This is a genomic window from Erwinia endophytica, assembly GCF_009295515.1.
GTDB lineage: Bacteria > Pseudomonadota > Gammaproteobacteria > Enterobacterales > Enterobacteriaceae > Erwinia > Erwinia endophytica.
In genome coordinates, this window is sequence record NZ_RQVV01000015.1 from 47,615 (window position 1) to 62,301 (window position 14,687).

A 14,687-nucleotide genomic window follows, 5' to 3' on the forward strand; every position below is an offset into this window, starting at 1 on the left:
CCCTGAATGATTCCCAGGGGAAGCTTATCGTTTTACTTACCGTGAGATTCAGCCTGATGGCCTCATTCCTTTGAGGCCATCAGGCTGTTGTGCAAATATAGCGGGTTCTTCCTGAAAGCTATACAAGGCGGCATTGCCACCATGCTTGCCAGAGGAAAGCAACGCAATCGGTTGCGAAAAAACCGCCGCACAATCTACCAAATTAAAATTTATCGGTTAGGATAGCCGACGATAACTTTTCTCCGTTTTGGAATTTGATAATGAACAATTCTGGTCTATTGCAGCGGGTCTTCAAACTACAGGAACACGGCACCACGGTTCGTACCGAAGTGATTGCCGGTTTCACGACGTTCCTGACCATGGTTTATATCGTCTTTGTGAACCCGCAGATCCTTGGCGTAGCGGGTATGAACACCCAGGCGGTGTTTATCACCACCTGTCTGATTGCTGCGGTTGGCAGTATTTTGATGGGGTTGGTCGCTAACCTGCCTGTCGCGCTGGCACCGGCAATGGGGCTGAATGCGTTCTTTGCTTTTGTGGTGGTCGGCGCCATGGGGATCTCCTGGCAGGTGGGGATGGGCGCGATATTTTGGGGAGCCTTCGGCCTGCTGTTGCTGACTCTTTTCCGCGTCCGTTACTGGATGATCGCTAACATCCCGGTTAGTTTGCGAGTGGGGATTACCGCCGGTATTGGTCTGTTTATTGCCATGATTGGTCTGAAAAATGCCGGGATTGTGGTGGCTAATAAAGATACCCTGGTGGCGGTGGGCAACCTGACCTCGCACAGTGTGTTGTTGGGGGCGCTGGGTTTCTTCATTATCGCTATTCTGGCCTCTCGTAACATTCATATCGCGGTCCTGGTTTCTATCGTGGTTACCACCTTGATTGGTCTGGCCATTGGCGACGTGAAATTTGGCGGCGTGTTCTCTTTTCCGACGGGGGTTACCAGCGTCCTGGGGCAGGTTGACCTGAAGGGATCGCTGAATATCGGTATGGCCGGGATAATCTTCTCGTTTATGCTGGTTAATCTGTTCGACTCCTCCGGTACGCTGATTGGCGTCACTGATAAAGCGGGCCTGACTGATGAAAAAGGGACGTTTCCGCGCATGAAGCAGGCGCTGTTTGTGGACAGCATCAGCTCGGTGGTTGGGGCGTATATCGGGACGTCTTCCGTTACCGCGTATATTGAAAGTTCTTCGGGGGTTTCTGTCGGGGGACGTACTGGGTTAGTCGCGGTGGTTACTGGCATCCTGTTTCTGCTGGTGATGTTTTTATCACCTTTGGCAGGGATGGTCCCGGCTTATGCCGCCGCCGGCGCGCTGATTTATGTTGGCGTATTGATGACATCAAGTCTGACTCGCGTGAGGTGGGATGATCTGACCGAAGCGGTCCCGGCATTCGTCACCACGATAATGATGCCGTTCAGCTTTTCGATAACGGAAGGGATAGCGTTAGGCTTTATCTCCTGGTGCGTGATGAAGCTGGGCAGTGGTCGCTGGCGTGAAATCAGCCCTTGCGTGGTCGTGGTAGCGCTGCTGTTTGTGCTGAAAATAATCTTTATCGACGCGCACTGATTTATTTTGAGGCCGGAAAAGCCGGCCTCAGAAGTTTTTTGTGTATGTTGGTGTGTCCCATGTTGATGCTATGCTTACGCGGCTAACCGTTTTTCAGCGGCGAGCAGTATTTCTCGAGTGGCAGACTGGTTAACCGCAGCGAGCGTGGCCCCATGTTATGCGCGTGGGTCTGAATATTTAGCAGTTGCTTCCAGCTTTGCCCCCCATCAAACTCCCACAGGTACAGCGGTTCGCTCATTGTTGATAGGGCGCAGGACCAGATTATTAATGCTTCAACGTCGGAAATTGCCTGAATATCCGGAAATTTCACTGAACGTAGTCGTCCTGACGCCGGATGCAGTTGTAGAGCGGGGCTGTCCGGCGTTTGACCTGTCAGTTTCAGTACGCTTTGGCGCAGTGTCCAAAGTTGAGTTGTCGCTTCATCAGGATCGGCTTGCGCTCTTATCCATGTTTTTTCACCGGAAGAGATCCCTCTGGAGTATCGCTCCAGCGTCTGATGGTTGTGCGAGCGAGCGATCTCCATTCCCAGCCCGACATGGCCCCCTTCTTCGGCCAGTAAAACGCCAACGATATTACCAGCATAGGCGATGCTGAAATCTGGCAGAGTGTCATCGACAAAATGTGGTCGCCCAGTGTCAGAGGTGACCAGTGCAGGAAGTTGCGGAATACCATAAACACTCCATATCAGTTCAGCCAGCAGCATTCGTGAAGCAAGGTAACGGAGGCGGCGCCGTTCCGGGAGGTAGCGAGCATGATCTTCTGTTTGAAAGGGGAGTCGGTGTGTCGGGACGCTGGCATCCGTCAGGGACCAGCGAGCAAAATGATTTGCCATCTGTCGCTCCGTGAAAATGGTCGGGAAATCATGCCCTGTATTATAAGAATTTTCTTAATGGATTTCATCTGACTTTGCGAATTAGAGATGGATTTGGTTGGACACCGGGACATGTTCAACGCCACGAATCTGCTATCCGGTTACATCATAGCGATGTGGCACTGTGTAGTACCGGGTCGGCAGTAAAGCCTGTCATCGTTGGCGATGGTATGCATGGGAATCCACTCTTCAACCATATTGTCGCTCATTCTTTTGAACTGGCAATAGTCATACAGCCAGAAACGTGATGTTTAAAAAGGCTGATTTTAGGAATACACTAAAAGATGTATTTTATATGCATCTTTTAAAAATAATTGAGAAATTAAATGATTACCTCAGAACAGAAAGCACTCGTTAAAACTACCGTACCGCTTCTCAGAGAGAACGGTGTGGCACTGACGAATTATTTTTACCAGCGTATGCTGAAAAACAATCCAGGATTGAAAGAAACTTTTAACATGGGACATCAACGCAATGGTGCGCAGGCGAAGGCACTGGCTGACGCTGTACTGGCCTATGCGGAGAGTATTGATGCTCCATCGGTACTTGCACCAATGGTTGAACTCATCTGCCATAAGCACGTCAGCCTAAATATTCAGGCGCCTGATTACGACATTGTGGGGGAAAATCTGCTGTATTCCATCAGTGAAGTGTTCAGTGTCCCGATGGAAGACCCATTGATCGTCGCATGGGGTGCTGCCTATCAGCAGCTCGCTGATTTGTTCATTACGACGGAGAAATCACTTTATGAGCAACAGGAAAAAATGCCCGGTAGCTGGCTGGGCTGGCGTGACTTTATCGTTGAACGGAAAGTCAAAGAGAGCAGTGAAATCACCTCATTGTATCTGGTAGCCAAAGACCAGAAAGCACTTCCGACTTACCAGCCGGGTCAGTATATCACTGTCCGTGTGACGGTTCCTGAGCTTGGTATAAAGCAACCACGTCAGTACAGTCTTTCGGACAGCTCTAACGGTAAATACCTGCGAATTTCAGTTAAGCGGGAAGATGCCCGCGCAGAAAATCAGTCTCCAGGCTATGTCTCTTCAACGTTACACCATGTGATTGCGGAAGGGGATACCATAGAGGTGAGTGCGCCAACCGGTAATTTCTTCCTCGTCAACCCCGACCATAATAATGTTCTCATTAGCGCAGGTATTGGTTTGACACCGATGATCGCTATGTTGAACCAGCTTATCCCCGATCATGGCCGTCCTGAGGGTATGACTTCACGATGGGAGCCACTGAAATCCCCTTTGCCGCATGCTGAAGAAAACAAAAAACAGATAAGTTTTATCCATGCGGCGCGCAGCCCGGATGTGCATGCTATGCGTAAAGAGGTCAGGGAACTGGCAGACAGACACAATAACCTTCACGTCTATGTCGCCTATGAATTCGTTACAGATAACCATGTACCCGGAAAGGACTACCAGATGTTGGGTCGGTTGAACCTGAAGGATGTACCAGCTCAGTTCCTGCCACAGGACGCGGATTACTATTTATGTGGGCCCATTCCCTTTATGCAGCATCAGAATGCAACGTTACTGGAACTCGGCATTCCACAGGAAAGAATCTACAGCGAAGCGTTTGGGACCGGCGGGGTTTCTCTTTAAGTCTGTTTTTGCTCCCCTGCGGGGAGCTTCAGTGAGAACGTTATGAAACTTAACCAGTTTACAGACCTGGGGTTGCGCGCGCTTATTTATCTCACTCAATCGGCCCGCGCAACGCCCTTCACCATCAACCAGATGGCAACAGAGATGAATGTGTCGGCGCACCATCTGGTGAAAGTCGTGCATTTTATGGCCAGACAGGGGTGGGTTGTCACTTCACGTGGCCGTAATGGCGGCGTAGCGCTTGCTCGCAAACCGATTGATTATAAGCTCGGCACGGTTATCAGAATCCTGGAAGAACGGGCGGATAATTCAAATCAGTTGGTTAACTGCCATCGTCCAGCCTGCCCACTCAGGTATAATTGCAACCTAAAATCGATACTTCATGGCGCCATGACAGTTTTCGTCGAATATCTTGAACAGTACACGTTGATCGATGCTGTACGCGATCCGCAGGGGCTAAGTGAACAGGTGCATATTCCTGTCATCAATGTCTGAGCGTTAATGGTATGGCCGCTGGCGGTTCGACCAACATGATGTTTTAAGACGACTCAAAGTCACTCGGCATTGTGACCGGCAATACTTCAAGTTGCCGGTGCGTTGTTTATACCGAGACATCTCAGTCATTTACCTGAGTCTGCGCTGTTCAACAACGCGTCAGCCTTTTTATCCTGCAACTTGAAGCCGTTAACTCCCTCTTATTCTTTCAAAATGAAGCTCTGTAGTACCTCATTCAACAGAGCATCATCCTGTTCATTAAAGGCATCGAGTTTGCTCATGGTAAAAATTAATACATCGATTTTATTCATCAGAAAAACCGCTTGTTTCTGCCACATGCGCTGGTTCGGTTGACGCAAGAAATTGTAAGTTATTTCTTCGCCAGGTACGGCTGTCGCCCCCAGATAAACGGGTTTACGTGGTTTTTCATGCCAGCCCGTGAGTTTAGAGGTCAGAATACTTAATTGCTGGTTGAGATAATCTTCCAGTGATGAAGTATTTGCACCCAGAGTATCGCGAGAAATATTAATTGATGGACGCGAAGCGGTCATGTCGGCAATGACGTTAATAGAACGATCAACAAAATTTTCTGGTAAACGAAATTGACCTTCTTTGATGATGCAATAGGAGTTATCAGACATAATATCTCTATGAAATTTGATTAAAGTAAACGAAACACTATAGTTAAAATAACGTTAATTTCACCTGGTTGACCTGTACAAAAGTCCCAGGAGCTTACATCAGTAAGTTCCTGGGGAACGATCATGCAGCCAACATACCTGTAACGTGAAGTATAATGGGTATAATAAAGTTATTTTAGGTCGCTTATTTCCTGAATGTTACCTTGATTCAGAACAATAATACGATCAGCGCTGCGTATAGTTTCAGGACGATGGGCTACAATGATTCGGGTAATATTCATCGTCTTGATTGCTGAATTTATCAGACTTTCATTATTGACGTCCAGATGACTGGTTGCTTCATCCAACACTAAAATTTCGGGATCCCGATACAGGGCCCTTGCCAGAAGAATACGCTGAATCTGCCCACCCGATAAAAATGAGCCCATATCGCCAACCAGACTCTGATAATTCATGGGCATTTGCATAATATCATTATGAATCTGTGCCATTTGTGCGACACGATGGATTTTTTCATGATCAGGTTCTTCAGCGAAGAAGCTGATGTTGTCAGCAATTGAGCCAGAAAAAAGAATGTCATCCTGCATCACGCAGCCAATTCTTTCCCGATGTTGCTGCAAGCCCGCCTGAGCAATATTGTGTTTTCCAACGCAAATGGTGCCTTCCTGAGGATGTAGTAACCCCAGAATAACTTTTGCCAGCGTGGTTTTACCCTGACCGGATGGGCCAATGATGGCAACAGATTCCCCTGATTTAATCGTTAAATTAATCCCATCAATGACCCAGGGTTCGGTTTCCGCATAACGAAAGCGCAGTCCTTCAATGACAATATCACTATCGTGGCCATCATTTTTTCTGGGTACAACAATGCTGTCAGTTTCGGGTTCTGTTTCGGATAGGGCAATGTCAGCCAGACGTTCACCATGAAGTCGCAGCATACGGAAATCAATCACCGAATTGATCAGTCCCGAAGCCCGGCTGATAAATTGATCGGAGAAACTGATAAATGCGGTTAGCATACCGGCCGAAAAATTGCCTTCCATGACTTGATTCGCAGCCAGCCAGACCAGCGCCACGCGCCCGACTGAAGAGATCAGCCCTTGCAGCGTACCGTATCCAATATTCAATTTCTGAATATTGACCCCTTTATTCGTGGTATCCACCAGATAATTCATATAAGTGGAGAGCCGGGTATTTTGCTTGTTATTGGTTTTAACCGCCTGAATGCCGCGTAATGTTTCCAGTAAAGAGGACTGGGTTTTTGCCGAGCTGATTATCTGATCCTCCCGGGCCTGGCGCAGGGAGCGATAAGAGGAGAAACGGATAAGCGCATAAGCCACGAGCAGACCAATGACCAGCCAGGCGAGTTTCGCATTATAGATAAATAACATCACCAGGGTCACTAATGACATGATGCCATCCAGCACGGTGCTGATGAAGCGCGAAGTCAGGGTGTCCTGAATTGACCCCACGGAACCGAATCGGGACAAAATATCGCCCACATGGCGTGATTCAAAGTAAGACAATGGCAACTTCAGCAGATGGCGACAAATATTAGTGGTCCATTGCACGCTTAGCAGGCTGGAAAACCAGGTCGTCACCCAGGACCGCAGCGCAGAAATCAGGTTCTGGAAGATGGATATCATGATAAAGCCCACGCCCAGCAACGTCAGCAGCGAGTGGTCAGCGGATACCAGCACCAGGTCCATAACCCATTGCATAAAGAAGGGGCCCAGAATGCCAAAAAATTCCAGTGAAACGGAGAGGATCAGTATCTGAGCAAACGCCGATTTAATGCCCGTTACGCTACCGATCAGGCGTAGCATCGAGATACTTTCTTTCTCTTTTTTGGCAACGAAGGTTGAGGTGGGCACCAGTTCAAGCGCAACGCCGGTGAAACTTTGCGAAATTTCTTTTAGCGGAACAACACGGATCCCTTTTGCCGGGTCATGAATGGTTATCTTATTCTGATCGGCTTTTTTCAACACCACGAAGTGATTCATATCCCAGTGTAAAATACAGGGACACTTCAGTTTCGATAATTCTTCAACTTCCAGGCGTAATGCGCGAGCGGTTAAATCCAGACGCTGTGCCACGGTAATCACGTCGGCAAGCGTCGCGCCTTTTAAAGAGGTTGAGAAGCGGCGTCGTAACGACACTATATCAATTTCATGGCCGTAGTAGTTGGCAATCATCCCTACACAGGCAAGTCCGCATTCTGCTGCCTGGGATTGCCGGACAACCGGCAGACGCCGTTTCCAGCTAAAGTTTAAATTATCTAATAAAGACACTTAATAAACCTTTTTTTATATGTTTAAGCAGATAAGTTATGACCTAATGCATAGAGAGGTTCTAATATCCACTCATACAAATGTCGTTTATCGACTAAAAAGTCAGCATCTAATGCCATTCCGGGCTTAAGATATTCATCGCGTGAGTAAACCTGAATATTTTGCTTATCCAGTTTCACTATGACCCGATATTGCTGTTCATGGACGTTGTTGTTGCCCGTCAGGTTAGCGATCTCTTGCGGCGAAAGCGCGCTTCTGGAGACTTCAATAACCCGACCATACTGCTGGCCAAATTTTTGATAAGGGAATGCCTTGTAGCGCAAGACTACCCGCTGGTTAGGTTCAATAAAGCCGATTGCCTGGGTGTTGACCATCATACGTGCTACCAACTCACTGCCTGCTGGCAAGATGGATATTGCGGTATGACCGGCATTCAGGATCTGGCCTGTTTTCACCATAATAGTCCCGACGGTCCCATCCTGTGGCGCGCGCAACTCTATTGCCCGGCGGGATTCATTTTCGGCAAGAGACTGGCTGTTATCAGATAACTGTCTTTGTATATCATTGATTTTTTTATCTGTATTCAGCGGTTGTTCGCGAAGCTTTTGTTCCGTCTGCACAATTTGTTGCTGAATATCCAGCAGTTGCCGTTTGTATTCTTGCCATCTGGCTTGGGTTTCTAACAAGTTTGACTCTTGATCCTCAACTTGTTTGGTAGAGGCATAACCGTCTTTTAACATTTTCTGCAATTTATCCAGTTGCGTACGAGCTAATGCGACCTGCTTCTCGCGGTGCTTAACCTGCATCGCCAACTGATCTTTTTGCAGCTTCATGCTGAGAATGCTGTTTGTTAACCCGGCAGTTTCCAACTCGCTCATCTCTTTTGCTGTCTGTAAATCAGCGAGCAGACGAGTACGTTGTTCCTTCAGCCGGTCTGAAATGACCTGCCGGGTTGGACCTAATGAGGTTGAAACTTCTGACGATAGCACCATCAATTTATCGCCCTGTTTTACCGTCTGACCTTCTTTAACGAAAATATGGGTTGCTGTACCGGATACTGGTGCGGAGATAGTCAGCATGCCTTCTTTAGGAATGAGCTCACCTGTTGATGTCTCATATTTGGTATAGCTGCCAAATATGAAAAACAGCAGGGCTGATAAGGTAATGAAGATGACCAGAGAAATGACCAGCCATCGCCATGGTGGGCAGTAAAGTGTGACTGTCCCCAAAGTGCCTTTATTATTGGCATCCAGTGCTTCCTGGCGGAATAGAGAGTTATCCATTTAATTAACTCGAATTAATAATTGAAGGTTTAACGACATTGGAAAATATCCAGTGAATCAATGTCAAGACTGCCGGTGTACAGCGAAAGTTGCAGTATGGCGGCCAGAAACTTGTATTTTGCTTCGGAATAATCCCGTAAGGATTCATAATATTTTTGTTGAGCATCCAACTCATCAGTGGTGGTCCTCAATCCCATATTTCTTTCGTACTGGATTGATTTCACTTTCTGTTGTGCCGAGTCGACGGCATGCTTCTGGGCCTGCATCAGCGCGACGCCATTTTTGATGCTCAACCAGGCTGAACGCGTATCCTGAATGGCTTTGCGTTGTGCTTCCGTAATATTGTCTTTCGCCGCTTCTTTGCGATAAGCCGCTTCAAACGATTGTGAGAGCTGGCCGCCGCCGGAAAACAGTGGAACAGAGACAGAGACGCCATATTGCAGGTTGGAACTTTTAGAACGCGTGCCGAAAATCGCGTCATACAGCACATTGTTATCAGCATCATTGCGGCTCCAGTTTTTACCGTAACTGGCATACACTGACACCGTTGGCAGATGAGCGCCATCTGCTGCCAGCACATCCGCGCTGGCCTGTTCTGTCTGTAGTTGCGCTATTTTTACAGCGATATTATTGCGTTGTGCAGCAGACACCGCCTGATTGAGTGTGAGGGCAGGTTCGGGAGCAATACACTGAAAATTAATGGGTTCTACGCCTTCAGGAATGGTACCTGTCAATTTCCTGAAGGCCTCGCCTGCCAGTAACAGATCATTTCTCGCCTGGATCTGCTTCGCCTGCGCCAGGTCATAATTTGCACGGGCTTCATCGACATCCGTTCGGGTATTCTGGCCGTTTCGCAGACCCGATTGCAGACTGGTATATTGCGATTTGAACGTTTGGGTTGCCGATTGTGCCGCCTGTAGCACTTCTTGCTGATACAGGACAGAAAAATACGCTTCTGAGACATCAGTAATCAGTTTTTGCTGTGACTGAAAAAATTGTGCTTCCGAGGTGTTGGCGATCGCATCGCCTTTTTTCCAGGCAGCAATTTTCGCCATATCAAAAACAGGCTGTTGCATCTCAACATTGTATGAGTGCCGGGTCACGCCTGTTTGGTATTTTTGGCTCGGTTGTTCCTGACGGTTCCAGCCACCCTGAAGATTAACGGAAGGCAACATGCCTGACACTCCCTGCCAGTAGCGTTGTTTATCCGCTTTCGTGGTCGCCCGATCTGATTGTAATGCGGAATCATAGGTAAAGGCGGCGACGACGGCTTCTTTAAGTGTTGTTGCTGGGGCAGTCATTGAAACAACCAAAGTGCTTAATAGAATAAATTTATTAGAAAAGTTTTTCATATTAGCTGCTAAAATTAATCAATTAATTATTGTCGTGGGAAACACGACATTATTTTTATCGCAATAATGTTATAAAGTATCACTGTACTAAATGATTTTCTCTGAATAGGCGTATTTAATTAAATCTGTTGTATTGGTCAGAAGTAACTTACGCATTGCATTATATTTTTGTGTAGAAATAGTACTGACGCTCCTTTTGCGTGATTTGGCAATTTCAGTGAGACGGTAACCCAGTGCAATCTGGCGAATCACTTCCATTTCAGAAGAAGTCAATTCGTCTTTTCTTTTTGAATGTAAAGAATTTGATAATATCCGCTTGATACTGCTAGAAAGATAAGGTTCTTTCCGGTCTGAATTAGCGAATGATAATGCATTAATCAGTTCTTCTCCCTCGTCATTTTTGCTGACAAGACCAGAAACTTTGTATTTAAGAATGCTGGTCAGAATAGCCATATTACGTTGTGAGGTAAGGATAATAATTTTTAATTCGGGAATTTTCTTAGTGAGTTCTTTTATTTTTTCGATACCATCAAGAGAACCTTCATCGTAACTTAATGAAAATTCAGTAATAAGGACGTCAACCGGATGGCTTTTTATCTTGTGGAGTAATAATGCTCCTTCGAGAGGATAATTATGTATTTCTACCTCTGGGCAATAAGACGATAAAAAATACCTGACAGAGCTCAAGATAAATGGGCTTTCATCAGATAAGGCTATTTTGTATTTAGATCCGATCGCATAGCTAGTCATTTGATTTCCCTATTAATGAATATTTTCAAGGTGCTATCAATTACTTTGTTTCTAAAAAATCCCTGGAATTTTCTAGAAATAAACAGGGTGCACATCCAGTGCACTCTGTTCTATAGGTTATTATTATTATTGGTAACTAATGGTATACGTCGCTGAGCTGTTGGCGACACCTGCGGTAATCGTATTCCCAGTCTGATAATAGCGGGCATAAAAAGGCACGGTTACTGCCGCCGAAGACAACGGGAATGACGCCACAGTGAAAGGTGTGCTTAACGAAACAGGATTGTTGTTACCATCAAGCAGTTGTACCCCGACGTTGGTTGCCGAATTAGTACTCTCAGTTAGCGCCAGTACGCCATTATCACTAAAACCTGATACCGGCGTACCGTCAAATTGCAACATGACATCAAACGAACCGGACAGCAATGCTTCGCAATCCAGTGCAATATTAAATGCGGTGGCAGGGCTGGTTGAGCCAATACCTGAGCCCAGTCCGCTGGTTGCATTGATCGAGTAACTTCCCAAATCCACTGTTTGATTGGCATCACCACTGACGGAACAGGTTTTACTCACTACGGAAATACCTGATTTAAGATTGGTTATATAAAATGCCAGATCTCCATCTTCAACGTAAGAACCCACCTTAAATATGATAACGTTATTCCTTATACCAGTGGTAGCACTTATTGATGACGATGTTTTTACAAGCCTAATGGGAACGGTCAACTCAACGTCGGTATATTCCCCGAGACTAGAGGTGTAAGCAAACATCTCGATTATCTTACCTGTAGCAATACTGGCCACATCGGTGCCTATATCACCATTATAGCCAGTGTAAAGCGTCAAGCCGTAACCCAAATCATCAGTAATGGCGACACGCTTGAAATAGACCTCAGCCTGCTGACCATCTAAATACTGTACCAGGTTATTCAATGCGCACTGAAAATTTACGGTGGTCGTTCCCTCGTAAACTACAGTACCAATAGGGATGTCAGCAGATAAGGTTAACCCCAGGGCACTGAAATCCACGGCATTCACGGTGGTCGAATTCCTACACTTCAACGTGACATCGTCAGATGCCTGTGACCCTGTTATTGTTAATAAAAGGAAGAGCGTACTAATAAAAACGATCAGTCCTTTGCGTAGTGGGGTAAAAAACATAATAACTCTCCCTGGAATCCCTGTTATTGCTTCACTATCATCCCTGTGGGGATGAAGCAGACTCTAATGTTGCCACATAACGGTTATGTGTATCCTTTTCTGCATGACATTTCGTGCTTAATCGAGCCAGGGTTCCGTTATCAAAATCTTGTATTTTTCCATTTTCCAGGTTTACGACACAGCTGTTTTCTTCACGACTTCCCCACGAAACCAGTAATTTAGGAATATCTTGGTTCAGGCGGGTATAAATTTGACCACCTTGCGTCACGGTCGTTAAAGTATTGCCATTTTCGTCACTGACTTTGGCACCAAACGGTAATGCATTGCCATCAGAGAGACTGGCCCGAATTAAAATTGGGCGACCAGTGCTCGTTTTATATTTCACTTTCACCACTGAACCTTCGATGGGAACCACGCGTTGCGAGGTATATTCCATCTCAACATCCATTGGTAATCCTTTGGGGTCAATCGCCAGTTCATTTAATCTGTAGGGATTGAGATTAGGGACTATTGCATTTCCGCTGCCATCCAACGTGATATTCGGATAGCCGACAACATGTGCGCCTGCTGCGTTATCAGCACTCACCACTGCCAGCGTATTGCTCTGGTATGCGCTGAAGGTCAGGCTGTCCGGTAAAGCCACCATAGACCCGCTGGCCCCGCCAGAAATGGAATGATAGCCCTCACCATGGCTATAGGCTAATTGCAATGCGCTGTAGGGGCTTCTGTATTGTCCGCTAACATTACCGCTGTATTTATTCTCAGTGTCTTTGCTGACACCGACATTGTAAGTATATTGATTATATTCGCCAACGGTGCCATTTACAGCTGTTTGCGCACTCAGTCCATCTTTTGTTTGAGTGGCTGAACCGTTTAGATAATGTTTGCTGCCGCTCATGCTATTACCAAGTGGCACAGAAAAGTCCAGCGTAAACTGGGTTTCTGATGAACCGGTTGAATAATGTAAACGATTAGCCGCCAGACTGTAAGAAACTCTCCCTAGCGTGTTATTGTATCCCATTTGATACTGGGTATTGGTCCCGTCCTTGTCCCAGTAATCTTGCACATAGCCCGTGAGATATAAATTACCGTAAGTATCACCCAACCGCTGGTTGGCCGTAACGGAAAACCGGTCCTTTGGACGAGAAAGTGAATATTCCTCATCACTGTGCTTTTTTACATAGTTATTGATATGAATGGCATCACTATAACTGTAATAGCCAGAAGAAGAAAAGCGATATGTTGCGATCGAAATGCTAGTGTTTGATTCAGCTATTTTTTTACTATAAGTAGCACGGAAACTAAGCCCTTCATTCTCATTATTTCCGTACCGGGTTCGTGCGCCAGTGACATCGGCGGAAAAGGCACCAATTGGTAGCCCAACAGCCCCCCCCAACAACGCTGAGAAGTAATTGCCCGAGCCTAAAATACCGCTATAGACGCTCAGTGTATTACTGAGACCATGCTGGATTGTCGCCTGATAAATCTTTGGCGTATAAACCAGGTTGTCAATGCGTGAAACCCCAGCCATGGCGGTATAGTACGTCATGCCTGGTCTCTTAAGCTTCGCCACAGCGGCATAAGGGACTGAAAAATGTTTTTCGCTGCCATCGGCTTCTTTAACGGTGACATCAAGATCGCCGCCATAACCGGTAGGATAAAGGTCATCGATCAGAAAAGCTCCGGGGGAAACGGTGGTTTCATAGATTTTTACCCCATTCTGTTTGATGCTGACCAGGGCATTGGAACTGGCCACTCCTCTGATCTCTGGTGCATACCCACGTTGCGAATCAGGCCACATTTGTTCCACCGTCGCCATTTGTACCCCGCGGAATGAAAGGGTGTCGAATAACTCGCCAGAGGTATTACCTTCCCCCAGTGTCAGACGCGACTTCAATAGTGGAATATCCTTTTGTACGTAGGTATTGACATTCTCGTAATGATGATAAGCGCTGCTCTGCTTCTGTTTATGCCAATTGAACGAACCGTCATGGCGGAACATCCAGCCCATGAAGTTGAAACCGACCAGTGCTTTAGCGTACAGGGATTCATAAGACTGATGGTTAGTCACCGAACGATAGCCATTGACGTTATAGCGCAGGCTTAACGCATTTTCTCCCTGGTCCCACAAGGTGGGATCGACAAAACCCCGGGCATTACGGATCAGGTGAGCCTGGGGAATGGCGATATTCATACGCATATCAGCGGTATCGATTTGTGCGTTACTGTCATCCAGTAGCTCATTCAGGGCAACACAACCTGTACCAGATTTGACGGCTTCAATTTTTTCTTTGGGGATCTCGTTGCTTTTTAAGGCAAGCTTTTTTAGCAGACTGTCGGAGAAACAAACTTTGGCCTTCCCCTGCTCACTGGCAACCCTGATTTTTTCCCGGCCGACCTGGTTGCCGTTCAGATACACATCCAGCACGTAGTCGCCAGGATCAATGGGGTTTTCTTTCGAAAAACGAGAGACGTCGATCTTTATCCCGGTCATGCTCTTCAGAAAAGAGTCATCAAAGGTGACTTCATCGGAACTGTCTGCAACAGCCCATAAAGGAAACATTGTTGCGAAAAGAGTCAGGCAGGCTCCCTGTATCGCCTTCCTTTTGATTGAAACATCCCTATTCATGCCATCATCCTTAACAAATAATCACAGCCC

General features: G+C 46.6%; 11 protein-coding genes. 3 read left to right on the top strand and 8 right to left on the bottom strand.

Annotated features, from left to right (window positions below):
- The first annotated feature begins 260 nt into the window (after positions 1 to 260).
- The gene (locus EH228_RS05535; protein WP_152320686.1) at positions 261 to 1,574 is read left to right on the top strand and encodes an NCS2 family permease; all 1,314 of its coding nucleotides are present in this window, start codon (positions 261 to 263) and stop codon (positions 1,572 to 1,574) included.
- A gap of 82 nt (positions 1,575 to 1,656) precedes the next feature.
- On the opposite strand, the gene EH228_RS05540 is transcribed toward EH228_RS05535, so the two are convergent.
- A complete protein-coding gene (locus EH228_RS05540) occupies positions 1,657 to 2,406 on the bottom strand; it encodes a 4'-phosphopantetheinyl transferase family protein (RefSeq protein ID WP_152320687.1) in 750 nt (249 codons plus the stop codon).
- 365 nt (positions 2,407 to 2,771) lie between these two features.
- Here EH228_RS05540 and EH228_RS05545 point away from each other — a divergent pair, with 365 nt between their 5' ends.
- On the top strand, positions 2,772 to 4,055 hold the full coding sequence (locus EH228_RS05545; protein ID WP_204902651.1) for a globin domain-containing protein: 1,284 nt from the start codon (positions 2,772 to 2,774) through the stop codon (positions 4,053 to 4,055).
- 42 nt (positions 4,056 to 4,097) lie between these two features.
- The gene (locus EH228_RS05550; protein ID WP_152320688.1) at positions 4,098 to 4,550 is read left to right on the top strand and encodes an RrF2 family transcriptional regulator; all 453 of its coding nucleotides are present in this window, start codon (positions 4,098 to 4,100) and stop codon (positions 4,548 to 4,550) included.
- Between the two features lie 200 nt (positions 4,551 to 4,750).
- On the opposite strand, the gene EH228_RS05555 is transcribed toward EH228_RS05550, so the two are convergent.
- The 7 genes from EH228_RS05555 to EH228_RS05585 form a co-directional block, all read right to left on the bottom strand.
- A complete protein-coding gene (locus EH228_RS05555) occupies positions 4,751 to 5,191 on the bottom strand; it encodes a DcrB-related protein (RefSeq protein WP_152320689.1) in 441 nt (146 codons plus the stop codon).
- A 170-nt stretch (positions 5,192 to 5,361) separates the two neighbouring features.
- Entirely contained in the window at positions 5,362 to 7,482 is a 2,121-nt protein-coding gene (locus EH228_RS05560; RefSeq protein WP_152320690.1) for a peptidase domain-containing ABC transporter, read from the bottom strand.
- A gap of 23 nt (positions 7,483 to 7,505) precedes the next feature.
- Positions 7,506 to 8,765, bottom strand: coding sequence for an HlyD family secretion protein (locus EH228_RS05565; protein WP_152320691.1), 1,260 nt, complete (start codon positions 8,763 to 8,765; stop codon positions 7,506 to 7,508).
- A gap of 29 nt (positions 8,766 to 8,794) precedes the next feature.
- The gene (locus EH228_RS05570; RefSeq protein WP_240116231.1) at positions 8,795 to 10,066 is read right to left on the bottom strand and encodes a TolC family outer membrane protein; all 1,272 of its coding nucleotides are present in this window, start codon (positions 10,064 to 10,066) and stop codon (positions 8,795 to 8,797) included.
- A gap of 138 nt (positions 10,067 to 10,204) precedes the next feature.
- Complete coding sequence (locus tag EH228_RS05575; protein ID WP_152320693.1) at positions 10,205 to 10,867, bottom strand: response regulator transcription factor; 663 nt, start codon at positions 10,865 to 10,867, stop codon at positions 10,205 to 10,207.
- A gap of 126 nt (positions 10,868 to 10,993) precedes the next feature.
- Complete coding sequence (locus EH228_RS05580) at positions 10,994 to 12,028, bottom strand: fimbrial protein (RefSeq protein WP_152320694.1); 1,035 nt, start codon at positions 12,026 to 12,028, stop codon at positions 10,994 to 10,996.
- 37 nt (positions 12,029 to 12,065) lie between these two features.
- Positions 12,066 to 14,657, bottom strand: coding sequence for a fimbria/pilus outer membrane usher protein (locus tag EH228_RS05585; protein ID WP_152320695.1), 2,592 nt, complete (start codon positions 14,655 to 14,657; stop codon positions 12,066 to 12,068).
- Positions 14,658 to 14,687 lie beyond the last annotated feature (30 nt).

Excerpts from the sequence above, each read along its gene's own strand:
- EH228_RS05535 (WP_152320686.1), top strand. The coding sequence starts at position 261 with ATGAACAATTCTGGTCTATTGCAGCGGGTCTTCAAACTACAGGAACAC.
- EH228_RS05585 (WP_152320695.1), bottom strand. The coding sequence starts at position 14,657 with ATGAATAGGGATGTTTCAATCAAAAGGAAGGCGATACAGGGAGCCTGC.
- EH228_RS05540 (WP_152320687.1), bottom strand. The coding sequence starts at position 2,406 with ATGGCAAATCATTTTGCTCGCTGGTCCCTGACGGATGCCAGCGTCCCG.
- EH228_RS05545 (WP_204902651.1), top strand. The coding sequence starts at position 2,772 with ATGATTACCTCAGAACAGAAAGCACTCGTTAAAACTACCGTACCGCTT.
- EH228_RS05570 (WP_240116231.1), bottom strand. The coding sequence starts at position 10,066 with ATGACTGCCCCAGCAACAACACTTAAAGAAGCCGTCGTCGCCGCCTTT.
- EH228_RS05565 (WP_152320691.1), bottom strand. The coding sequence starts at position 8,765 with ATGGATAACTCTCTATTCCGCCAGGAAGCACTGGATGCCAATAATAAA.
- EH228_RS05580 (WP_152320694.1), bottom strand. The coding sequence starts at position 12,028 with ATGTTTTTTACCCCACTACGCAAAGGACTGATCGTTTTTATTAGTACG.
- EH228_RS05575 (WP_152320693.1), bottom strand. The coding sequence starts at position 10,867 with ATGACTAGCTATGCGATCGGATCTAAATACAAAATAGCCTTATCTGAT.
- EH228_RS05555 (WP_152320689.1), bottom strand. The coding sequence starts at position 5,191 with ATGTCTGATAACTCCTATTGCATCATCAAAGAAGGTCAATTTCGTTTA.
- EH228_RS05550 (WP_152320688.1), top strand. The coding sequence starts at position 4,098 with ATGAAACTTAACCAGTTTACAGACCTGGGGTTGCGCGCGCTTATTTAT.